The sequence below is a fragment of the Streptomyces vastus genome, from assembly GCF_039532825.1.
GTDB lineage: Bacteria > Actinomycetota > Actinomycetes > Streptomycetales > Streptomycetaceae > Streptomyces > Streptomyces vastus.
On sequence record NZ_BAAASJ010000115.1, the window covers coordinates 241,599 to 263,677 of the forward strand.

Sequence of the window (22,079 nt, forward strand, 5' to 3'; positions counted from 1 at the left end):
GGAGGGATGAGCGGGAGGATGCGGCCGGGGTCACGGGGGTGGTGCCGTGGCGTCGGTCATGGAGCGGTGCCCGCTGTGCCACCGTCCTGCGTCGGTGGGTACGGCGGTGGAGGCGGCCCGACGGGTGAATCGCGGGCCGCGACGGCGCCGGTGCGCAGGCGGCGGGCGGAGTAGCCGGCCAGGCCGACGGCGAGGAGCAGGGTGCCGCCGTAGAACAGCGGGATCGTCCAGAAGTCGGCGCCCATCTGGCCGATGCCGGTGAGACCGACGGCGAGGACGGTGACGGCGACCACGGTGCCCATGGCGTTGGGGCGGCCGGGTTTGATCGCGGTGGAGCCGAGGAGAGCACCGGCGAAGGCGGGCAGCAGATAGTCGAGGCCGACGGTCGGATTGCCGATCTGCTGCTGGGCCGCGAGCAGCACCCCGGCGAAGCCGACGATCAGCCCCGATGTGGCGAAGGCGTAGACGGAGTACCTGCGGGTCGGGATGCCGACGAGGTCGGCGGCGCGGGGGTTGGAGCCGATGACGTACAGGTACCGGCCGAGCGGCAGCCGCTCCAGCACCAGCCAGAGCGCGACCGCGAGGGCGAGCACGTAGAAGGCGGGGACCGGAAGGCCGAGGAACGTGGAGTCGTAGATGTCGGTGAAGGCGGCCGGGAGGCCTTGCGGACCCGGGACGATCCGGCCGCCGTCGGTGATCCAGCCGGTCGCGGCGTACATCATGCTGCCGGTCCCGAGAGTGGCGATGAAGGAGTCGATCCGGCCGAACTCGACGATGACACCGTTGAGGACGCCTACCACGGCCCCTCCAATGATCACCGCGAGGCAGGCGAGAGGCCAGGGCCACCCGTCGTTGACGACGAGCTGCATCACCATGACGTGTGCCAGGCCGAGGCCGTAGCCGATGGAGAGGTCGAACGCGCCGGTCACGATGGGGACCATGGCGGCGAGCGCGAGGACGGCCGGGATCGACTGGGTGGACAGAATCGAGTCGACGGTGTCCGCAGTGGGAAAGGTACGCGGCAGCGTCAGGGAGAAGATCAGGAAGAGCAGACCGGTGAGGGCCAGGAGGCCGTAAGTGCCGATGAGGTGCCCGCCCTGCCTCTCCAATCGGCTCAGCGGGCCCGGTCGGTGCGGTGGGGACGGGGGCGAGGAGGGGGAGGGCGAGGCGGTCATGAGTTCGTCGCGCTTCCGGAGGGGGGCATGGCCGAAGCTGCCTGGGTGAGCCCGGCGACGGTGAGGTCCGGACCGCTCAGCTCGGCCGTCACTGCCCCGCGTACGAAGACCAGGGCACGTCGGCACACGCCCGCGACCTCCTCGAAATCGGTGGAGATGAGCAGCACAGCGAGGCCGGCGGCCAGCGCCTCGTCGAGCAGGCCGTAGATCGCGGCCTTGGCGCCGACGTCCACGCTCGCCGTCGGCTCCTCCAGGACCAGCAGGCGCAGGCCCACCCGCAGCCAACGGCCGATCATGACCTTCTGCTGGTTTCCGCCGGACAGGGTGGCGATGGGGGCCTCGCTGTCGCGGGGACGCACCGAGAACCGTTCGATCAGGGTGGTGGCCTCGGCGCGTTCGCGGCGGGGCCTGATCCAGCGCAGCGCCGGCAGGCCTCCCGCGCGGAGGTTGGCCAGGAGGTTCTCCCGTACGGTCAGCTCGGTGGCGCATCCCTCCTGCTGTCTGTCGCCGGTCACGAAGCCGACGCCGAGGCCGACGGCGTCGGCGACCTTGTGGGGGCTGTACCGCCGGCCGCCGAGGAGTACGCGACCGTCGAGGATGGGCCGGGAGCCGACGAGGGCCCGGCCCAGGTCCATGTGCCCTGCGCCCGAGAGGCCGACCAGACCCAGGACTTCCCCGGCCTTGAGTTCCAGGCTGACGGGGCCCGCGCCTGCGGTCCGTACGCCGTCGAGGGTCAGTACGGCCGGGGCGTCGGCGGGGGCCGTGGCGGGGCGGCGAGCGAAGCGAGATGGGGGTCCCCCCGGACGGAGTCTGGGGGAGGTCAGTTCCTCGCCGACGATGTCGTGCACCAGACGGGCGGGGCTGTGGCCGGCCAGTGCGCCATGGCTGACGAGGTGACCGTCGCGCAGGACGGCGAAGGTGTCGGCCACCTCGTACACCTCGTCCAGGCGATGGCTGACGTAGAGGATGCCGTGCCCCCGGTCGCGCAGGGCGTGCAGTACGGAGAAGAGCCGGGCGCAGTCCGCGGCGGGGAGGCGGGCGGTCGGCTCGTCGAGGACGATGAGCTTCGCCCGTCCCGCCAGGGCTCGGGCGATGGCGACCAGCGAACGCTCGGCGGGGGCGAGCCGGGCGATCGGCGCGTCGGGGTCGAGATGTCCGGCGACGATCCGCAGGGCGTCGGTGCAGCGCTCCCGGGTCCGACGCCAGGAGATCAGTCCGGCGCGGCGCGGATACCCGGTGCTCAGGGCGATGTTCTCGGCGACCGTCATCCACTCCACGAGACCGAGGTCCTGGTGGATGAAGGACATGCCGCGGGAGGCCGCGTGGGTTCCGAGCGGGTGCCCGGCCACGGTGATCTGCCCTGCGTCAGGGTGGTGGACGCCGGCGAGCACTTTGATGAGCGTGGACTTTCCGGCGCCGTTGGGGCCGAGAAGGGCCAGGACGCTGCCCGCGTGGACATCGAGGTCGACCCCGGACAGCGCGAGGGTTCCGCCGAACCGCTTGTCCAGCCCGCGGATGCGGACCAGAGGTTCCGCTCCGGAGGGCTGGATCGCCTTCGCGGAGGTGTCGGGAGCATCGTGCACGGACATCTCCCGGGGGTCGACCTGGCGAGTTCTTCCCGACTTTCATCAGGGATACTAGCCGGGCAAATAGCAGTATTTCAGACATTTGACAGCGCCTGTGCCCCCCGAACGGGTCAGGGGCGCAGAGCGGCATACGCAGGCCCTCAGGTGCCGTCGAGCCCGCATTCGGCCCAGATGACCTTGCCCTCCGGGGTGTAGCGGGTACCCCAGCTCTGCGCCATCTGCGCGACGAGGAACAGGCCACGGCCCCCCTCGTCGGTGGCGGCCGCCCGGCGCAGGTGCGGGGCGGTGTTGCTGGTGTCGTAGACCTCGCAGATCAGGGTGGGGCCATGGAGCAGCCGTACCCGGATGGGTCCGGCACCGTGGCGGATGGCATTGGTGACCAGCTCGCTGAGTAGCAGTTCCGCGACGAACGCGGCCTCGTCGAGTCCCCAGTCGGCCAACTGCCGTGTGACGGCGGCGCGGACGTCGCTGACGACCGCCGGGTCGGCGGGTAGGTGCCAGTCGGCGATCCGGTGGGGTTCCAGCGCGTGGGTGCGGGCGACGAGCAGTGCGATGTCGTCGCTGGGATGGGCGGGTGCCACGAGGTCCAGGACCGCCTCACACGTCGCCTCAGGTGTGCGCTCCGGGTGGGCCAGGGCCGCGCGCAGGCGGTCGAGCGACACGTCGATGTCGCGGTTCCGGTCCTCGATGAGGCCGTCGGTGTAGAGGATCAGCTGGCTGCCCTCGGGAAGGTGGATCTCGGCGGTTTCGAAGGGCAGACCGCCGAGGCCGAGAGGCGGCCCGGCGGGCATGTCGAGGAAGGACACGGTGCCGTCGGGGCGGACCAGCGCGGGCGGAGGATGACCGGCGCGGGCCATGACGCACTGCTGCGAGGTCGGGTCGTAGACGGCGTACAGGCAGGTCGCGCCGATGATGCCGACACCGTCGGCGTCGGGATCCTCTCGGTCCAAGCGCCCCACGACATTGTCGAGGTGGGTGAGGACTTCGTCCGGAGGGAAGTCGAGTTCGGCGAAGCTGCGTGCGGCGGTGCGCAGCCGGCCCATGGTGGCGGCGGAGTGCATGCCGTGGCCGACGACGTCGCCGACGAAAAGGCCGACACGGGTGCCGGAGAGGGGGATCACGTCGTACCAGTCTCCGCCCACATCGGATTCGGCGGGCAGATAGCGATGGGCGACCTCGACGGCTTCCTGATCGGGCAGGCCCTGCGGGAGCAGGCTCCGCTGCAGGGCCAGGACCATGGTGCGTTCACGCGTGAAGCGCCGGGCGTTGTCCATGGACAGAGCGGCACGGGTGGCGAGCTCGTGGGCCAGCGAGCGGTCGTCGTCTCCGAAGGGGGCGGGGTCCTGCGAACGGTAGAAGCTGGCGACGCCCAGGACGACTCCGCGGGCGACCAGAGGGACCGCTATGAGGGAGTGGGCGTGGGTCAGCAACTGCTCGGTGTGCTCGGGGTCCTGGGCGAGCCAGCCCGCGGCGGCCTTCAAGTCCGGCTCGAGCACTGCCTGCCCGCTGGTCAGAGAACGCAGCTGGGGCGCGGTCGGGCCGAAGTCGACCCGCTTGCCGACGGGGCTGAAGGAATCGTCGTCGCGAATGCCGTGGACCACCGCACGACGCAGGTCACTGCTGGGGTCGGGGGACTCCTCGCCGCGCATTACGGCGTCGGGCAGGTCGATCGTGGCGAAGTCGGCCAGTCGAGGAACCGCCGTCTCGGCGAGTTCCTGGGCGGTGCGGCGCACGTCCAGGGTGGTGCCTATACGGGCGCTGGCCTCGGACAACAGCTCGAGGCGGCGCCGCGCCGCCAGGGCGTGCTTCCCCACCTCCGGCTCTCCCACCAGCACAAGCCTGCTCGCGGGGGGCAGGGAGTCGGGGTGATCGCCCGTCGCGCCGGCAGCACCGACGGTCATGGCGTCCTGACCGCCCGTGGCCTCCTGACCGGATGCGGCGCCCTGACCGGATGCGGCGCCCTGGCCGAATGCGGCGTTAAGAAGGAGACCGGACGGCGGAGTGGCGGAGTGCTGCCCGGGCGCCGGGGCAACGGGAACGTACCCGGACGGCGCGACGACGGGGAGGCCGATGGGCTCGGCGGGGAAGCCGAGCAGCTCGTCGGCCTGGCGCGTGACGGGGAGGCCCTGTCGGGACGAAAGGCCGGGGAGGAGGACCTCGACGGCCATGCCTTCCACCCCGGAGGCACTCGTCATGGGACGGCTCACGAGCGTCACGCTCCGACCGTCGGGCAGGGACACGTCGACGGCGGCCCGCTGTGCGCAGGAGATCAGCTCGGTGGCCTTCTCCAGGAGTATCGCCTGGTCACGGGGGCGCAGCTCACGGGCCAGTTCATCCACCCCGACGCCATGCTGGAGGCCGACGGCGGCATCGGCGCCGGTGCCCAGGTACGCCCGCAGCAGCGCGCGCTCACGCGCGGAACTCTGCTCCAGCAGCCGCCGCTCGACGGCTTCGGCCGCCTTGCGTATCACGGTGACGAGCGCCGGGTCCTCAGCGCTGCGCGGATAGCCGAGGCACAGGACACCTTCGATACGCCCGCTGAGCGGGTCGCGGACGGGAATCGCGCGGCAGGCGCTCGCCTGGGAGCGCTCGGCGAAGTGCTCGGCACCGTGGACCCGGATGAGTTGCCGCTCCGCCAGTGCGAGACCGATGCCGTTGGTGGCGGCGAACCGCTCGGCGAACACGAATCCCGGGACGCGCTGGATCGCCGGGAGACTCCTGGCCAAGGCCGCCTCTCCGAAACGCCGCAGAAGGACCGTTCCGCTCGCATCCGCGACGGAGATGTTCATCTTGGTGCCCGCGAACCTGGACTGCAGCCGGTCGAGCACCGGACCGGACGCGCGCACGAGCCGGCCGTCCCGGTCGAAGTCCTCCCGGAAGGGAAGGTCGGACTGGTCCGGTGAGAGACCCAGGGACCTGCAGCGCTGCCATGAATTCAAGATCGGCGTTCGTACGCCTTCCTCAACCGGCTCACCCTGCAGAAACCGCTCACGGAAACCGGCGGGCACTGCGCCGCCTGCCGCACGCCACGTCCGCATCGATTCCCCGTCGGACCGAACCACACTTCACCTCACTCCCGCTTCCAGCAATCCTCTATCAGGAAATACCGAAGCATTTATGAGAATACGGGCATTAAGAACGCGAGTCACGGTTCGTGAGGGTCCTCACCCACGACGAGCGGCGTCAGCGGAGCTGCGCGGCAAACGCCTCGTAGGCCCGCTCGTCGAAGAGGACGAACCTGGCCTCCTCGACCGATGTACGGGTTGCCCGCACCGTCTCCACGGCGATCCGGGCGCCGTCGTCGATCGGCCAGCCGTAGATGCCGGTGGAGATCGCGGGGAACGCGATCGTGCGGGCGCCGAGTTCGCCGGCGACGCGCAGCGACTCGCGGTAACAGGAGGCCAGCAGGTCGGAGCGGTCCTCGCTCTGGCTGTAGACCGGACCCACCGTGTGGATCACCCAGCGGGCGTCGAGTTCGCCCGCGGTCGTGGCGACCGCCTGCCCGGTGGGGAGCCCCTTGCCGTACTGCGAGGCGCGGAGCTTTCGGCACTCGTCGAGGATGGCGGGGCCGCCGCGGCGGTGGATGGCTCCGTCGACGCCTCCGCCGCCGAGCAGCGAGGAGTTCGCGGCGTTCACGAGGGCGTCGACGCTCTGCCGGGTGATGTCACCCTGGACGAGTTCGATGGCGGTCATGGCGGTCATGACTGGCGCAGCATCCTCCATACGGCCTTGGCGGCGTTGTGTCCGGACATGCCGTGCACGCCGGGCCCCGGCGGGGTGGCCGAGGAGCAGATGAACACGGCCGGATGCGGTGTGCTGTACGGGAACAGGGACGGCTTGGGCCGCAGCATCAGTTGCAGTCCGGAGGCCGCGCCGCAGGCGATGTCCCCGCCCACGTAGTTGGCGTTGCGGGCGGCCATCTCGGGCGGGCCCGCCGTGGCGCGGGCCAGGACGCGGTCGCGGAAGCCCGGCGCGAACCGCTCCAGCTGGCGCTCGATGGCGTCCGTGAGGTCTCCGGTCCAGCCGTTCGGCACATGGCCGTACGCCCAGAAGACCTGCTTTCCGTCCGGCGCCCGGGAGGGGTCGACGACGCTGGGCTGCACGGTGATCAGGAACGGTGCGTCGGGCGCCCGGCCTTCCCGCGAGGCCGCGTGCAGGGCGGCGCCGATCTCGGCCGTGTTTGCGCCGATCTGCACCGTCCCGGCGCGGCGGGCCTCCTTCGCGGCCCAGGGCACCGGTCCGTCCAGGGCGTAGTCGATCTTGAAGACGCCCGGCCCGTAGCGGTATCGCTCGTAGTACCGGCCGAAGCCCGCGATCCGGCTGAGGGCGGCGGGCGAGGTGTCGAAGACGTACGCGCGCGCGGGCGGCAGGTCGTCGAGGCGCTTGACGTCGTAGTCGGTGTGGACGGTGCCGCCGAGGTCCTTGAGATACGCGGTGAGCGCGTCGGAGATCGACTGGGAGCCGCCGCGGGCGACGGGCCAGCCGCCCGCGTGCGCGGCCAGCGCGAAGACGAGGCCGACGGCGCCGCTGGCGAAGCCGTCGAGCGGGGCCATGACATGCGCTACCAGACCCGCGAACAGCGTCCTGGCCCGGTCGTCGCGGAATCTGCGCATCAGCCAGGTCGAGGGCGGCAGACCGACGAGACCGAAGCGGGCGAGGGTGACCGGGGCGCGGGGCAGCGCGGTGAGCGGCAGGGACATGAAGTCCCGGGCGAGCGTGTCCCATCTTCCGGTGAAGGGGGCGACCAGCCTGCGGTACGTCCCCGCGTCGCGCGGCCCGAAGGACGCGGCCGTCTCGGCCACGGACCGTGACAGCACGGCTGCCGTGCCGTCCAGGAAGGGGTGCGCCATGGGCAGGTCGTGGTGCAGCCACTCCAGGCCGTACCGCCCGAGTGGCATCGTCTTGAAGGCGGGCGAGTTGGCGCCCAGGGGGTGCGCGGCCGAGCACGGGTCGTGCCGGAAGCCGGGCAGTGTCAGCTCCTCGGTGCGGGCGCCTCCGCCGACCGTCTCGCGTGCCTCGAAGACGGCCACGCCGAAGCCGCGACGGGCCAGCTCCACGGCGGCCGTCAGTCCGTTCGGCCCCGCACCCACCACGACCGCATCGAGCATCGACGGCACCTTCGGACTCCTTTGTCAGCCGGTGGCCATTCGGAATCAGGATATGCCGGGCCGGCGACCGTCCCCGGGCGCGGGTGGTCTTCTCCGGCCATCCGCTGCGGCCTCCGGCCCGAGTCGGGCGCAACCGCCTGAGGATCAGGCTCCGCCCGCCAGCAGGCCCGCCACCCGGTGAGCCGTGGCCGCGTCCCGCGCCGCGGTGAAGGGGAGGGCGTTGCCGCCCGTAATACGGAACGGCTCGCCCGCGCGGGTCAGGTGCGCACCGCCCGCCTCCTCGACCAGCAGCAGGCCGGCGGCGTGGTCCCAGGCCGCTTCCCAGGAGAAGCCGGTGGCGTCCAACTCGCCGCGGGCGACGGCCAGATACTCGAGGCCGGCGGAGCCGCAGGGCCGGGTCCGCACGCCCTCCGTGCGCAGGCCGAGCAGAGCGCGCTTCTGGTCGTCCGTCGTGAAGTCCGGGTGGGACGTGGCCACTTCGAGCGGGCGGTCCGGCGCGGGCGAACCGGAGCGCAGGGGCACTCCGTCGAGAGCGGCGCCCCCGCCCCGTACCGCCGTGGCGAACAGGTCGAGCGCCGGAGCGTACGTCCAGGAGGCGAGCACCTTGCCGCCCAGCGCGAGCGCGACCAGGGTGCAGAAGCCGGGGTTGCCGTGCACGAACTGCCGTGTCCCGTCGACCGGGTCGACGATCCACACCGGCGCCTCGCCCTGGATCGCCTCGTACGTCAGCGGGTTGGCGTGCACCGCCTCCTCGCCGACCACGACCGAGCCGGGCAGCAGGGCGCCGAGCGTGGCCGTGAGGTACTCCTCGGCCTTGCGGTCGGCGTCCGTCACCAGGTCGTGGGGGCCCGTCTTCTCGTCCACCTCGTGCGCGGCGAGCTGCCGGAAACGCGGCATGATCTCCGTCGCCGCCGCCTTGCGGACGGCTTCCTCCACGTCGGACGTGCCATGCGCGAGAAACTCTTCGATGGTTTCGCTGTCTTCGATCACCACTCCATGAGAGCACGCGGCTCTGACAATCCTCACCCGGCCGGTGCACTCCGGGTGGAATCGGCATGAACTCCCCAGCCCCCTGGCCGTCCACAGCCTCGGAGGTCAGCAGCCTCAGGGGTCAGCGTCCGACCGCGTACCCCTGCATCCCCCGCGGGTTCGCCGCCGCCGACAGCACCCCGTTCTCCGGGTCCCGCGCGACCGCGCACAGCCGCCCCTCGGACCAGGGCGGTCCGACCTGTACGTCGTGACCCCGGCGACGCAGTTCATGGGCGACGGCCGGGTCCATGCGGGCCTCGACGGTGACGCTGCCAGGGCGCATGCCGCGCGGGTAGAAGGAGCCGGGGAAGCTGTCGTTGTGCCAGTTGGGGGCGTCGATCGCGCCCTGGAGGTCGAGTCCGCCGCGCACCTCGGAGCGCAGGGCGACGGCCAGGAAGAAGTGCAGTTGCCACTGATCCTGCTGGTCGCCGCCGGGTGTGCCGAACGCCATGACCGGCACCCCGCCCCGCAGCGCGAGTGACGGCGTGAGGGTCGTACGCGGACGGCGCCCGGGCACAAGGGAGTTGGGCAACCCCTCCTCCAACCAGGCCATCTGGAGCCGGGTGCCGAGCGGGAAGCCCAGCTCAGGCACGACCGGGTTGGACTGCAGCCAGCCGCCGCTGGGCGTGGCGGCGACCATGTTGCCCCAGCGGTCGACGACATCGAGGTGGCAGGTGTCGCCCCGAGTACCGCCGTCCGCCGAGACGTCGGGCTCCCCTGGCACGGGCGACGTCGGACTCTTGGCCACGGTCGGCTCTCCCGCACCCGGCGCCGCGAGCGGATCGAACCCCGCCTCCCCGGTGGCCACCACGCGCGCGTGCCCGCTGAGCCGCGGAGTACGTCCCCCAGGGCTCCCGGGCCGCAGCTCGTACGAGGCCTTCTCCCCGACGAGCACCCGCCGTCCCGCGTTGTACTCCTCCGACAGCAGCTCCCGCACCGGTACGTCGGCCGCGTCCCCGTACCAGGCCTCCCGGTCGGCCATCGCGAGCTTGCAGCCCTCGATCAGCAGATGGACGTACTCCGCGGAGCCGTAGCGCGGCAGTTCGGGCGGCAGCAGGGCCAACTGCTGGAGGAGGACCGGCCCTTGGCTCCAGGGGCCCGCCTTGCACAGGGTCCAGCCGCGCCAGTCGTACGTCACCGGAGCCTCGTAGGACGCGGACCAGGCCGCCAGGTCGGCTGCCGTCAGCGTGCCCGCGTGGCGTTCGCCGCTGGTGTCCATGGCCGGCCGCCCTGCCTGCCGTACCAGGGCCTCGGCGATGAAGCCCTCGCGCCAGATCCGCCGCGCGGCCTCGATCTGCGCGCCCCGCTCACCGCCCGCCCGAGTGGCCTCCGCGATCAGCCGCCTCCAGGTCGCCGCCAACGCCGGATTCCGGAACAGCTCGCCCGGCCGCGGGGCTCGGCCGCCCGGCAGATACACCTCGGCCGACGAGGTCCACTCGGTCTCGAAGAGCTCCCGTACGGTTTCGACCGTCTCGCCGACGCGCTCCACGGGCGCGTGCCCGTCCTCCGCGTACCCGATGGCGTACTCCAGGACGTCCGCCAAGGTCTTCGTGCCGTGGTCCCGCAGGAGCAGCATCCAGGCGTCGAAGGCACCGGGAACGGCGGCGGCGAGCGGTCCCGTACCGGGTACGAGATCCAAACCGAGTCCCCTGTAGTAGGCGATTTCCGCCCCGGCCGGCGCCACGCCCTGTCCGCACAGCACCCGCACCTCGCCGCCCGCCGGGGCCAGGATGATCGGCACCTCGCCCCCGGGCCCGTTCAGGTGGGGCTCGACGACGTGCAGCACGAAACCCGCGGCGACAGCGGCGTCGTACGCGTTGCCGCCGTCCTCCAGCACGGCCATCGCCGACTGCGAGGCGAGCCAGTGCGTGGAGGACACCATGCCGAAGGTGCCCTGGAGCGTGGGACGGGTCGTGAACACGGGCGACTCCTCAACTCCGGGCGGGCATCCGAAGATCGTACGTACCCGTGCGCGCCCCCGAGTACCCGCTACTCCAACGGCTTCCAGGGGGACGTCCCCAAGACGTTGTCAGGGCCGATGTCGAGGGTCTCCCGGGAGCGTACGGTCACGGTGTCGCGCCCCTTCTGCGAGGTGACCCGGAGATACACACCGTCCTCGGCGTGCATCCGCCAGACCAGGCCCGCCTGTGCGGTCTCGCCCGGCTCGAGGGTCAGCGGCTCGGGGCCGGGAGCGTCCCCGGCCATGGGCACCTGCTCCGTCCCCTCAACAGTCCGCACTTCCTGGAACGGGTCGCCCGCCTCGTCGAGAACAGTGATGGACGGGTAGCCGTTCAGCTCGTAGGGCCGTTCGCCGCAGTTGGTCAGGGTGAGGGTCATGGCGCGCAACCCCATGGCGGCGTTGACCGGGCCCGTGTCGATACGGACACCGGACGACGGGCAGCCACCCGCTTCCTGGGTGAGCACCGGTGCGGAGCGTTCGGGAACCGGGGCGACCGACACGGCAGGCGGTGTCGAGGGCGGCTTCTTCTCGGGCTGCGTCTGCTCCGGGTTGCGCTCCCGGTCCAGCTCGGCCCCGAGCCCACAGCCGCCGACAGCCAGCGCCAGCACGGCTGTGGTGACGAGGCTTCGCGCCACTCGACGGCGTATCGCGATCACGCGCCGATCATCGCACGCACCCTCGACGGAAGGATTCACTCCGCGTGACCGCGCGCCGCCACCAGCCCCGACTCGTAGGCGAAGACGACGAGTTGGGCCCGGTCACGGGCGCCGAGCTTGGTCATCGCGCGGCTGATGTGGGTCTTGGCCGTGAAGGGGCTGATGACCATGTGGGCGGCGATCTCCTCGTTGGTGAGCCCGCGGGCGGCGAGTGCGGTGACCTCGCGCTCGCGGCGGGTCAGGCACTCCAGACCGGGAGCGGTGGCCCGGTCCGGTGGCCGGGACACGAACTCGCCGATCAGCGTGCGCGTGACCGACGGCGACAGCAGCGCTTCGCCGCGCGCCACGACCTCGATGGCCTGGAGCAGATCGGCAGGCTCGGTGTCCTTGAGCAGGAACCCGCTGGCCCCGGCGCGCAGCGCCTCGAAGACATACTCGTCCAGGCCGTAGTTGGTGAGGATGACCACGCGTACACCGGACAGTTCGGGATCGGCGGCGATGCGGCGGGTGGCCTCGATGCCCGACATCACCGGCATCTGAACGTCGACGAGGGCTACGTCGGGGACATGGGTGCGCACCAGCTCCAGCCCCTGCTCCCCGTCCGCGGCCTCGCCGACCACCTCGATGCCGTCCTCGGCGTCCAGGAGTGCCCGGAACCCGGCCCGCATCAGCGCCTGGTCGTCGATGAGCGCGACCCGGATCACGAAGCGTCCAGCGGCAGTTGGGCCCGCACGGAGAAACCGCCCTCCGTGCGCGGGCCGGCGTGCAGCGCGCCGCCGAGGGCCGTGACGCGTTCGCGCATGCCGGTGAGGCCGATGCCCTCGGTGGGCGGCCGGGCTGGGTCTGCGGAGCCGTCGTCGTCGATCCGTATCTCCAACTCACCTTCTCGGTAGTCCAGTTGGACCATGACTTTGGCGGGGCCCGCGTGCCGGGCGGCGTTGGTGAGGGCCTCCTGGACGATGCGGTACGCCGCGCGGTCCACGGTCGCCGTCAGCGGACGCTCAGCGCCGCTCACGATCAGGTCGACGGCAAGGCCTGCCGCGCGGGCGCGCTCCACGAGCAGGGCCGGGGTACCGGTGGGCTCGTCGGTGCGCAACACGTCGAGTGTGGCGCGCAGTTCGCGCATCGCCTCGCCGCCGGCCTCCTGGATGGCGAGCAGCGCGGGCGGCACCTCCTCGCCGCGCTTACGGGCGAGGTGGACGGCGACGCCCGCCTGAAGCTTGACGATCGAGATGCTGTGCGTGAGGGAGTCGTGCAACTCCCTGGCTATACGCAGGCGTTCCTCTCCGGCCCGGCGCAGGGCGGCCTCCTCTCGGGTGCGTTCGGCCTCCAGCGCGCGCTGTTCGGTCTGGCGCAGATACGCCTGCCAGTTGCGCCCGGCGAGACCGGTGACGACGGCGCACAGGAACCAGCCCGCCAGCAGCGCGGTCCGCTCGACGGCGGCCTGGGACGTGGGGTCAGTAGCGAGATACCCCCCGAGGAACACGGCGCTCGCGATCGCACCCACGCCTCGATGCCCCGCCTGAGCCGCCGCATGGACGGCGGCCACCACCGGGAGGGCGGACACGGGCCCGGGGTGAGCGTGCAGCACATAGCCGGTCAGCGCGACCGTGGTCACAGCGAGCACCACGCACGGCGCCCGCCGGTACGCTGCCAGCACCAGCGAACCGGTCACGATCAACGCATGGTCGAGCGAGGTCGTGTCCGCGTCGAAGGCCGCCACGGACACGACGATCGCGCCGATCACGACAGCGAGTACCGCGTCGACGACGTGCGCGCGTAACACCTGGTCCCCGTTCATGTCCGCACAGTAGACCGCCGCACCGACAACGGCGTCCGCCCTGTGGACAACCCCGCGACTACTCCCGGCGCAGTAGTCCGCCGACCGGGCGACCTCGTCGACGCAGCCTCAACTGCCTTCGCCCGTACGACGCCCGAAGGCACCCGCCGGAGCCAGGGTTCTCCTCATGACTTCACCCTTCCGGTACACCGAACCCATCCCGCCCAAGGCCGCCACCGGCCGCACCGCCGCCGTCTACGAGCAGCTCGCCGCGGATTTCGGCATCGAGGACGCCTCTCCCTTCGTCGCCCTCTCCTCGGCGCCCGAACTCATCGCTCCCACCTGGGCCTTGATGCGTGAGTCCCTGATTGCGGGCAAAGGCAACCGCACCGGCAAGGAGTTGGCCGCCGTGGGAGTGTCGCGCGCCAACAAGTGCCCGTTCTGTGTGGACGCGCACACCATGCTGCTGCACGCCACCGGCGACCACGCCCTCGCCGAGCGCCTGGCGCACGGGAAGCCACCGGAAGACGAGCAGCACGCGCGCGTGCTCGCCTGGGGCGAGGCGACCCGCACCCCTGGCAGCCCGGACGTCTCGACGCTCCCCTTCCCTGCCGAACACACTCCCGGGTACGTCGGTACCGCCCTCGCCTTCCACTTCATCAATCGGATCGTCTCGTCCCTGGTGACGGAGAACCTGCTCCCGGGCAACGCCCAGCGCTTCCGGGTGGTACGCAGCCTGGGAGGCCGTTCGCTGGCGAAGACCGTGCGCCGACGCTTCGTCCCGGGTGCGAGTCTCGCGCTCCTCGACGAAGCCGACACAGGCCCGATCCCCTCCTGGGCGGCCGGGGCAACGGTCGGCCCGGCGTACGCGGCGCTCCGGACGGCCGCCACGGCCGGCGCCGGCCTCCTCCCCGAGGCCGACCAGAGGCTCGTACGGGAGACCGTCGAGGCGTGGGACGGCACGCACCCCCCGCTCGCCTGGCCGACCCTGCCGGACCGCGAGGACAGGCCGGGCGCGCGTCTGGCGCTGCTGGCCGCGCTGGCGCCGTACCGCATCACCGACGAGGACGTGGCGGCCTGGAAGAAACCGCCGTTCACGGACCACTGCCTGGTCCATCTGATCGCGTACGGCGCGTTCGCCGCCGTCGACCGCATCGAGCGGGCGCTGCCGCTGCGCATCCACGAGGAGACCGCGTGACCAAGACCGCCAACTCCCGGCGGTCCGTCAACAGCGAGCCGCTGTGACCACACGGCCACGGAGCGAGTTCGCACTACCGCCTCACAGAGAGGCATGTGACACTGGCGTCCCGTCCGCAGTGTGGCCCCCTCCGCACCCATCCCCCACGAGAAGTGCGCCGTGCGTTCTCTTCCTCTGCCGCTCGCCCTTACCGCGCGTCTGCTGCCGGTCGCCGTGCTCGCCTCGGCCGGCTGGGCGCTGGCGTCCGGGCCGTTCGCCGCGTCTCCGGCCGGGGACGCGGACAACAAGGCGTCCTCGGACAGACCCAGCGCGTCGCCGTCCGCGCCGTCCACGGCGGCGGCGAGCCAGACGTACCGCGTCTCGCCCAAGCCCTGCCAAGGGATCGGGGAGAAGACGGTGACCTCACTGGTGCCGGGCGCCAAGACGGCCGGCAAGGAGATCCCGTCGACGGACGAGTCGGTGCGCCGCACCTGCTCCTGGAACGCGCTCAAGGGGTTCGACTACCGCTGGCTCGACGTCTCGTACGAGATCAAGAAGACCGACCAGACCGCCACGGCCGCCTACAAGGAGCGGATCACGAAGAACAGTGGCGGAGGGGCGGTCCCCGGTCTCGGCGACGAGGCGTACTCGGTGGTGAACCTCACCACCGAGGACAAGCAGCAGACGCGCGAGGGCATGGTGATCGTCCGCGTGTCCAACGCGATGGTGGTCGTGACGTACAACGGCAGTGACTTCGAGTCGAAGAAGGCGCCCGGTACGGACGAGATCAACAAGGGCGCCATCAAGGCGGCCAAGGAGGCGGTGGCCGCGCTGGAGAAGGCTCGGTAGAGCCCGTACTCCGGCGCGGCCCGCACCAACGCGTCAGGGCCGGGCGGCATCCTGAGGCTGGGCCTCGCGCTCCCTTCCGCCCATGAGGAGCGTGTACAGCAGCAGCGACACGCCCAGGCCCACCGCCCAGCCGTAGTCGGCGAGCGGCTTGAGGAACGGGATCAGTCCGTCCGCCGGGAAGGGGCCGGCCTTGTTGCCGTCGGCGTCGACGTTGGAGTACGAGCCGCCCACGGCGAGGACGGCGCCCACGGCGAAGGCCACCAGTGCCCGCCAGTTCCAGCCGGAGCTGTACCAGTAGCGACTGCCCTCGGCGTAGAGGCCGGGCAGGTCCAGGTGAGTACGGCGGATCAGCCAGTAGTCGGCGATGAGGATGCCGGCCACGGTGCCGAGGAGGCCACCGACGGTGCCCAGCCAGGTGAAGATGTAGATGTCCGGGTTCTCGATCAGCTTCCAGGGGAAGATGACCACGCCGACGCAGCAGGCGATGAGCGCCCCGGTGCGGAAGCTGATGAGCTTCGGAGCCAGGTTGGACAGGTCGTACGCCGGGCTGACCAGGTTGGCGGCGACGTTCGTGGACAGCGTGGCGAGCAGCAGGATGAAGAGCGCGAAGAGCACTCCGACCGTGCTGTCCATCCGGGCCGCGAGCTGGCTCGGGTCCCAGATCGGCTCGCCGTACACCGCCTGCGCGCCGGAGGTGACCAACACCGACAGCAGCGCGAACACGGCCATGGTGGTGGGCAGTCCCAGCGACTGACCCCACACCTGGGCCCTCTGCCCGGCGCCGAAGCGCGTGAAGTCGGGGATGTTGAGGGAGAGCGTCGACCAGAAGCCGATCATGCCCATCAGCGCCGGGAAGAAGACCTTCCAGAAATCGGCGCCCCAGCCGAGCTGCGAGGGCTGGTCGAGCAGCGGGCCGAAGCCGCCGGCCTTGTTCGCGATCCACACCAGCAGTGCCACCGCACCCGCCAGCATCAGCGGCGCCGCCCAGTTCTCCAGCCGCCGCACCGCGTCCATACCACGCAGGATGATCACGATCTCGATGACGAAGAAGAGCAGGAAGCACAGCCACTGCGTCCACGGGTAGCCGCCGACCTTGCCGGCATCGGTCCACCAACTGCCCGCCCCGGACACCTTCCCGGCCAGGAAGTAGATGGACTGACCGCCGATCCAGGTCTGGATGCCGAACCAGGCGCAGGCCACCAGTCCGCGCAGCAGCGCCGGCAGATTGGCGCCGCGCAGCCCGAAGGAGGCGCGTGCGAGCACGGGGAACGGAATGCCGTACTTCGGTCCCGCGTGGCCGGTCAGCAGCATCGGCAGCAACACGATGACGTTGCCGAGCGCGATGGTGAGCACGGACTGCTTCCAGTCCATGCCGAGCGCGACCAGGCCGGCGGCGAGCGTCCACGACGGGACGTTGACCGCCATCCCGATCCACAACGCGGCGAAGTTGTACGTCGTCCAGCGCCGTTCGGCGAGCGGCACGGGGCGCAGGTCCTCGTTGGCGAAGGGGCTGTCGGCGGGGAAGGCCTCAGGGGCGAGCTCTATCCGGCCTTCGGCGTCGGCGCTCTGGATGGTGGGCGACCCCGAGGGGGCTGTTTCGGTCATGGGCAGGCCAATCAATAAGCGGGACGGGAGAGGCCGTGCGGGGCCCCCTTGACCCCTCCCCGGGACGGCAGGGAGGGGAGACAAGGAGTGGGGGGTCGGGGAGAGGGGAGCGGTGGTGCCGAGTACCAGGAGTCGGCGGTCCGGTCAGGAGTTGAGCGCGGGGATGACCTTCTTGCCGTACGCGTCGATCACGGCCTCCTGCGCGTCATGCATGTCGTACACGGCGAACTGGTCGACGCCCAGCTCACGCAGCGCGTTCAGCTTCTCGATGTGCTTCTCGACCGGGCCGATGACGCAGAACCGGTCGACGATCTCGTCGGGCACGAACTGGGTGTCCGGGTTGCCGCTGCGCCCATGGTGCGAGTAGTCGTACCCCTCGCGGGCCTTGATGTAGTCGGTGAGCGTCTGCGGGACCACGACGCCGTCGGAACCGTACTTGGACACCAGGTCCGCGACATGGTTGCCGACCATCCCGCCGAACCAGCGGCACTGCTCACGTGCGTGAGCGAGCGCCTCGGGCGAGTCGTCCTCGGTGACGTACGCCGGGGCGGCCACGCAGATCTTGACGTCGGACGGGTCACGACCGGCGGCGACCGCCGCGCCCTTGACCGCCTTCACCATGTACTCGGTCAAGTACAGGTCGGACAGCTGGAGGATGAAGCCGTCGGCCTCCTCGCCGGTCATCTTCAGGGCCTTCGGACCGTACGCGGCCATCCAGACCGGGAGTTCGGCGCCCGGCTTGATCCACGGGAACCGGATGACGGTGCCGCCGCCGAGGTCCGCCTCCTCGCCGCTGCCCAGTGCCCGGATCACCTTCATGGCCTCGCTGATACGGGCCAGGGTGTTGGGCTTGCGGCCCGCGACCCTCATCGCGGAGTCACCGCGGCCGATACCGCAGATCGTGCGGTTGCCGAACATGTCGTTGAGCGTGGCGAAGGTCGAGGCGGTGACCTCCCAGGTGCGGGTGCCCGGGTTGGTGACCATCGGGCCGACCTTCAGCTTCGACGTGCTCGACAGGATCTGGCTGTAGATCACGAACGGCTCCTGCCACAGCACGGCGGAGTCGAAGGTCCAGCCGTACGTGAAGCCGTTGCGCTCGGCCCGCTTCATCAGGCTGATGACACGGGAGGCAGGGGGGTCGGTCTGCAGGACCAGTCCGAAGTCCATGGGCGCCACTCCTAGTTGAGGTACTGACAGGTGGAGCGGGGGGTGTAGACGCCATGACCGGCACGTCCGGTGAACTCCCGCTCGGTGATGACGAGTTCGCCCCGCGAGAGGACCGTCTCGACGCGGCCGGTGACGCTCTTGCCCTCGTACGCCGAGTAGTCGACGTTCATGTGGTGCGTCTCGGCGGACATGACCTGCTCGGCCCCCGGGTCGTAGATGACGACGTCCGCGTCGGCGCCCGGCGCGATCGTCCCCTTCTTCGGGTACAGGCCGAACATCCGGGCCGGAGTGGCGCAGGCGATCTCGATCCAGCGGCGGCGGGTGATGTGCCCGTCGACGACGGCCTGGTGGAGGAGGTCCATACGGTTCTCGACGCCCGGCAGACCGTTGGGGATCTTGGAGAAGTCGCCGCGGCCGAGTTCCTTCTGGCCGACGAAGCAGAAGGGGCAGTGGTCGGTGGAGACGACCTGGAGGTCGTTCGTCCTGAGGCCCCGCCACAGGTACCTCTGGTGCTCCTTGGGGCGCAGCGGCGTGGAGCACACGTACTTGGACCCCTCGAAGTCCGGCTCCGCGAGGTTGTCCGTGGACAGGAACAGATACTGCGGGCAGGTCTCACCGAAGACGTTCAGGCCCTCGTCGCGCGCCCTTGCCAGCTCGGCGACCGCCTCCATCGCCGAGACGTGCACGACGTACAGCGGGGCGCCCGCGACCTGCGCGAGCTTGATGGCGCGGTGGGTGGCCTCGGCTTCGAGGAGCGCCTTCCGCACCTCGCCGTGGTACCGCGGATCCGTCTCTCCCCGCGCCAGCGCCTGCTCGACCAGGACATCGATCGCGATGCCGTTCTCGGCGTGCATCATGATCAGTCCGCCGTTCTCGGCGGAGCGCTGCATGGCGCGCAGGATCTGGCCGTCGTCGCTGTAGAAGACGCCGGGGTACGCCATGAACTGCTTGAAGGAGGTGACCCCCTCCTCCACGAGCAGATCCATCTCCTTGAGCGTCTCCTGGTTGACGTCGGAGACGATCATGTGGAAGCCGTAGTCGATGGCGCAGTTGCCGTCGGCCTTGGCGTTCCAGGCGTCCAGGCCCTCGCGCAGCGAGCGGCCCACGGTCTGCACGGCGAAGTCGACGATCGTCGTGGTGCCGCCCCAGGCCGCGGCCCGGGTGCCGGTCTCGAAGGTGTCGGAGGCGAAGGTGCCGCCGAACGGCAGCTCCATGTGCGTATGGGCGTCGACGCCGCCCGGAATCACGTACTTCCCCGTGGCGTCGATGGTGCGCTCGGCGGTCCAGGCCTCGGCGGCCGGGGTGCCGGAGGCGGCGAGGGCGGCGATGCGGCCGTCCTCGATCAGGACGTCGGCGTGGATCTCGTCGGACGCGGTGATGACGAGGCCACCGCGGATGACGGTACGACTGCTCATGGTCCCTCTCCTGGTCCTGCGGTGGTGGGCGCTGCTGACGTACGGATGTGCCCGGCGTCGTCCGGATCGGCGAACGACGCCGGGACGACGGTCACTGGTGGCCTACGGGGCACTCCTCAGCGCCCGCTCGAGGAGTGCGGCGCCCTCTTCGGCCTCCGCGACGGTGAGCGAGAGCGGTGGGGCGATGCGCAGGACGCTGGTGTTGTGACCGCCGCCCTTGCCGATCAGCAGGCCTTCCTCGCGGGCCGCTTCGAGTACGGCGGCGGCCGTGTCCGGGTCGGCCTCGTCGGTGCCGGGTTTCACCAGCTCGACGCCGATCATCAGTCCGCGGCCACGGATCTCGCGTACGCCCGGATGCTGAGCGGCGATGGCCCGCAGCCGCTCGATGAGCATTCCGCCGACGCGGCGGGCGTTGCCCTGAAGGTCGTGTTCGAGGAGGTACGTGAGGTTGGCGTTCCCGGCGGCCATCGTGACCGGAGAGCCGCCGAAGGTCGAAATGGAGTTGGAGTCGAGGCAGTTCATGACGTCGGCCCGGGCGACGACCCCGCCGATCGACATGCCGTTGCCGATGCCCTTGGCGAAGGTCAGCATGTCCGGCGGTCCTGAAGCGCCGTGGGCCTGCCAGCCCCAGAAGTGGTCGCCGGTCCGGCCCCAGCCGGTCTGCACCTCGTCGGCGATCCACAGGATGCCGCGCTCCTGTAGCACCTCGCGGAAGGCCGCGTACAGTCCGTCCGGGGGTGCGGTGAAGCCGCCGACGCCCTGAACGGGCTCGGCGATCAGGGCCGCGGGCGCGCGGACATGGCCGAGCAGGTCCTCCAGGTCGGCGACGCAGGCCGCGATGAAGCCGGCGTCGTCGAGGTCGGCGTACGGGCCGCGGGTGCGGACGCCGCCGTGGACGTACAGCGTCTGCAGGGGCGAGAGGCTGGTCGGCGACCAGCCCTTGTTGCCGGTGATGCCGACCGCGCTGAACGAACGGCCGTGGTAGCTGTTGCGCATCGCCAGGATCTGGTTGCTCCGCCGGTACGCGGTCGCCAGCAGCAGCGCGGTGTCGTTGGCCTCCGTGCCGGACGTCGTGAAGAAGACGCGGGCGTCCGGGATACCGGACAACTGGGCGATGCGCTCGGCGAGTTCGACCATCGGCCGGTTGAGGTAGAGGGTCGAGGTGTGGATGATCCGCCCGGCCTGCTCGCTGACGGCCTTCGTCACCTCGGGGAGCGCGTGCGCGGTCATGGTGGTCAGAATCCCGCCGAAGAAGTCGAGGTACTTCTTCCCGGCGGCGTCCCAGACGTGGCGGCCCTCGCCGTGGGTGATCTCGAGGGGGTCGGCGTAGTAGAGGGCGAGCCAGTCGGGGAGGACTGCCTTGTGGCGGGCGTACAGGTCCAGGTCACTCATGGCTGCACCAGTCCCTCGTAGGCGTCGGGGCGGCGGTCCCGGTAGAAGGCCCATTGCTGCCGCACCTCTTCGATCAGGTCGAAGTCGAGGTCGCGTACGACGAGCTCTTCGGTCTTGTCGCTCGCGGTCTCGCCGACGAACTGCCCACGGGGGTCGACGAAGTAACTCGTCCCGTAGAAGTCGTTGTCGCCGTACTCCTCCTGGCCGACGCGGTTGATCGCGGCGATGAAGTACTCGTTGGCGACGGCGGCGGCAGGCTGCTCCAACTGCCAGAGGTAGCCGGAGAGTCCACGGGAGGTGGCGGAGGGGTTGTAGACCAACTGAGCGCCGTTGAGGCCGAGTTGACGCCAGCCCTCCGGGAAGTGGCGGTCGTAGCAGATATAGACGCCGACCTTGCCGACAGCCGTGTCGAAGACGGGCCAGCCCAGGTTGCCCGGTTTGAAGTAGTACTTCTCCCAGAAGCCCTTGACCTGGGGGATGTGGTGCTTGCGGTACTTGCCGAGGTAGGTGCCGTCGGCGTCGATCACGGCGGCGGTGTTGAAGTAGAAGCCGGACTGTTCGACCTCGAAGACCGGCACGACGATGACCATGCCGGTCTCGCGCGCGAGCTCCTGCATACGCGTCACGGTCGGGCCGTCCGGGACGGGTTCGGCCCACTTGTAGTGTTCCGGCTCCTGGACCTGGCAGAAGTACGGGGCGTTGAAGACTTCCTGGAATCCGATGACCTTCGCGCCCTGGCGGGCCGCTTCGCGGGCGTGTTCCTCGTGCTTGGCGACCATGGATGCGGAGTCGCCGGTCCAGGTGGCCTGGACCAGGGCGGCACGTACGACGTTGGCCATGAGCTTGCTCCTTCGACCGGGCGTCAGCGTCTACGTCTCTACGCCCGTAGACGCTGGAGCCCCGAAAGTAAGCCGAGCCGCTGCGCTGGGCAAGACCATCGTCGTTAACCGGAGGAGTCGATCATGTTTCTTCCTCCGATGGGGTTGCCTTCGGCGGTCGGGTTCGTGGGTGGTTCCGGGTTCACTGCCGGGTGCGGGTTCGTTGTGGTTGCTCGCGCAGTTCCTCGCACCCTTGGCTGGGTGGTGGGTGCGGGGCCGCGGGCCGGTGCGTGCAGGCTCTTTAGGGGCGCGGGGCTGTGACATGAGCGGCTCCGCCGCGGGGCGCGACCAGCCACGACGCA

Annotated in this window: 17 protein-coding genes; 2 read left to right on the plus strand and 15 right to left on the minus strand. The window is 70.7% G+C overall.

Annotation, left to right across the window (positions count from 1 at the left end; all coding sequences use genetic code 11):
* Positions 1-56: 56 nt before the first annotated feature.
* From ABD357_RS37370 to ABD357_RS37415, 10 genes are all read right to left on the minus strand, one after another.
* Positions 57-1,175 carry an ABC transporter permease gene (locus ABD357_RS37370; protein WP_344395754.1) on the minus strand — a complete coding sequence of 373 codons (1,119 nt, stop codon included), beginning with the start codon at positions 1,173-1,175 and terminating at the stop codon, positions 57-59.
* Positions 1,172-2,758, minus strand: coding sequence for a sugar ABC transporter ATP-binding protein (locus ABD357_RS37375; protein ID WP_344395755.1), 1,587 nt, complete (start codon positions 2,756-2,758; stop codon positions 1,172-1,174). The genes ABD357_RS37370 and ABD357_RS37375 overlap by 4 nt, the downstream gene beginning before the upstream one ends.
* Before the next feature lie 143 nt (positions 2,759-2,901).
* Positions 2,902-5,799, minus strand: coding sequence for a SpoIIE family protein phosphatase (locus ABD357_RS37380; RefSeq protein ID WP_425585173.1), 2,898 nt, complete (start codon positions 5,797-5,799; stop codon positions 2,902-2,904).
* A gap of 145 nt (positions 5,800-5,944) precedes the next feature.
* Positions 5,945-6,454 (minus strand): O-acetyl-ADP-ribose deacetylase, encoded by a 510-nt coding sequence (locus ABD357_RS37385; protein WP_344395793.1) that lies wholly within the window; start codon positions 6,452-6,454, stop codon positions 5,945-5,947.
* A 5-nt stretch (positions 6,455-6,459) separates the two neighbouring features.
* Positions 6,460-7,869: a phytoene desaturase family protein gene (locus ABD357_RS37390; RefSeq protein ID WP_344395794.1), complete on the minus strand. Its 1,410-nt coding sequence runs from the start codon at positions 7,867-7,869 to the stop codon at positions 6,460-6,462.
* Between the two features lie 144 nt (positions 7,870-8,013).
* A complete protein-coding gene (locus tag ABD357_RS37395) occupies positions 8,014-8,859 on the minus strand; it encodes an inositol monophosphatase family protein (RefSeq protein WP_344395757.1) in 846 nt (281 codons plus the stop codon).
* A 121-nt stretch (positions 8,860-8,980) separates the two neighbouring features.
* The gene (locus ABD357_RS37400; RefSeq protein ID WP_344395758.1) at positions 8,981-10,819 is read right to left on the minus strand and encodes a gamma-glutamyltransferase family protein; all 1,839 of its coding nucleotides are present in this window, start codon (positions 10,817-10,819) and stop codon (positions 8,981-8,983) included.
* A gap of 68 nt (positions 10,820-10,887) precedes the next feature.
* Positions 10,888-11,514 (minus strand): DUF4232 domain-containing protein, encoded by a 627-nt coding sequence (locus tag ABD357_RS37405; RefSeq protein WP_344395759.1) that lies wholly within the window; start codon positions 11,512-11,514, stop codon positions 10,888-10,890.
* 35 nt (positions 11,515-11,549) lie between these two features.
* Complete coding sequence (locus tag ABD357_RS37410) at positions 11,550-12,218, minus strand: response regulator (protein WP_344395760.1); 669 nt, start codon at positions 12,216-12,218, stop codon at positions 11,550-11,552.
* Positions 12,215-13,315, minus strand: coding sequence for a sensor histidine kinase (locus tag ABD357_RS37415; protein ID WP_344395762.1), 1,101 nt, complete (start codon positions 13,313-13,315; stop codon positions 12,215-12,217). The genes ABD357_RS37410 and ABD357_RS37415 overlap by 4 nt, the downstream gene beginning before the upstream one ends.
* 166 nt (positions 13,316-13,481) lie before the next feature.
* Between ABD357_RS37415 and ABD357_RS37420 the strand changes: the two genes are divergently transcribed.
* Positions 13,482-14,492 carry a carboxymuconolactone decarboxylase family protein gene (locus ABD357_RS37420; protein WP_344395763.1) on the plus strand — a complete coding sequence of 337 codons (1,011 nt, stop codon included), beginning with the start codon at positions 13,482-13,484 and terminating at the stop codon, positions 14,490-14,492.
* 159 nt (positions 14,493-14,651) lie between these two features.
* Positions 14,652-15,320, plus strand: coding sequence for a hypothetical protein (locus ABD357_RS37425; protein WP_344395765.1), 669 nt, complete (start codon positions 14,652-14,654; stop codon positions 15,318-15,320).
* 33 nt (positions 15,321-15,353) lie between these two features.
* Here ABD357_RS37425 and ABD357_RS37430 read toward each other — a convergent pair whose 3' ends face one another.
* From ABD357_RS37430 to ABD357_RS37450, 5 genes are all read right to left on the minus strand, one after another.
* Complete coding sequence (locus tag ABD357_RS37430) at positions 15,354-16,925, minus strand: NCS1 family nucleobase:cation symporter-1 (RefSeq protein WP_344395767.1); 1,572 nt, start codon at positions 16,923-16,925, stop codon at positions 15,354-15,356.
* A gap of 144 nt (positions 16,926-17,069) precedes the next feature.
* Positions 17,070-18,092: a TIGR03842 family LLM class F420-dependent oxidoreductase gene (locus ABD357_RS37435; RefSeq protein ID WP_344395768.1), complete on the minus strand. Its 1,023-nt coding sequence runs from the start codon at positions 18,090-18,092 to the stop codon at positions 17,070-17,072.
* An 11-nt stretch (positions 18,093-18,103) separates the two neighbouring features.
* Complete coding sequence (gene hydA / locus ABD357_RS37440; protein WP_344395769.1) at positions 18,104-19,507, minus strand: dihydropyrimidinase; 1,404 nt, start codon at positions 19,505-19,507, stop codon at positions 18,104-18,106.
* 102 nt (positions 19,508-19,609) lie between these two features.
* A complete protein-coding gene (locus ABD357_RS37445) occupies positions 19,610-20,899 on the minus strand; it encodes an aspartate aminotransferase family protein (RefSeq protein WP_344395770.1) in 1,290 nt (429 codons plus the stop codon).
* Complete coding sequence (locus ABD357_RS37450) at positions 20,896-21,738, minus strand: nitrilase-related carbon-nitrogen hydrolase (protein ID WP_344395771.1); 843 nt, start codon at positions 21,736-21,738, stop codon at positions 20,896-20,898. The genes ABD357_RS37445 and ABD357_RS37450 overlap by 4 nt, the downstream gene beginning before the upstream one ends.
* Between the last annotated feature and the right edge of the window lie 341 nt (positions 21,739-22,079).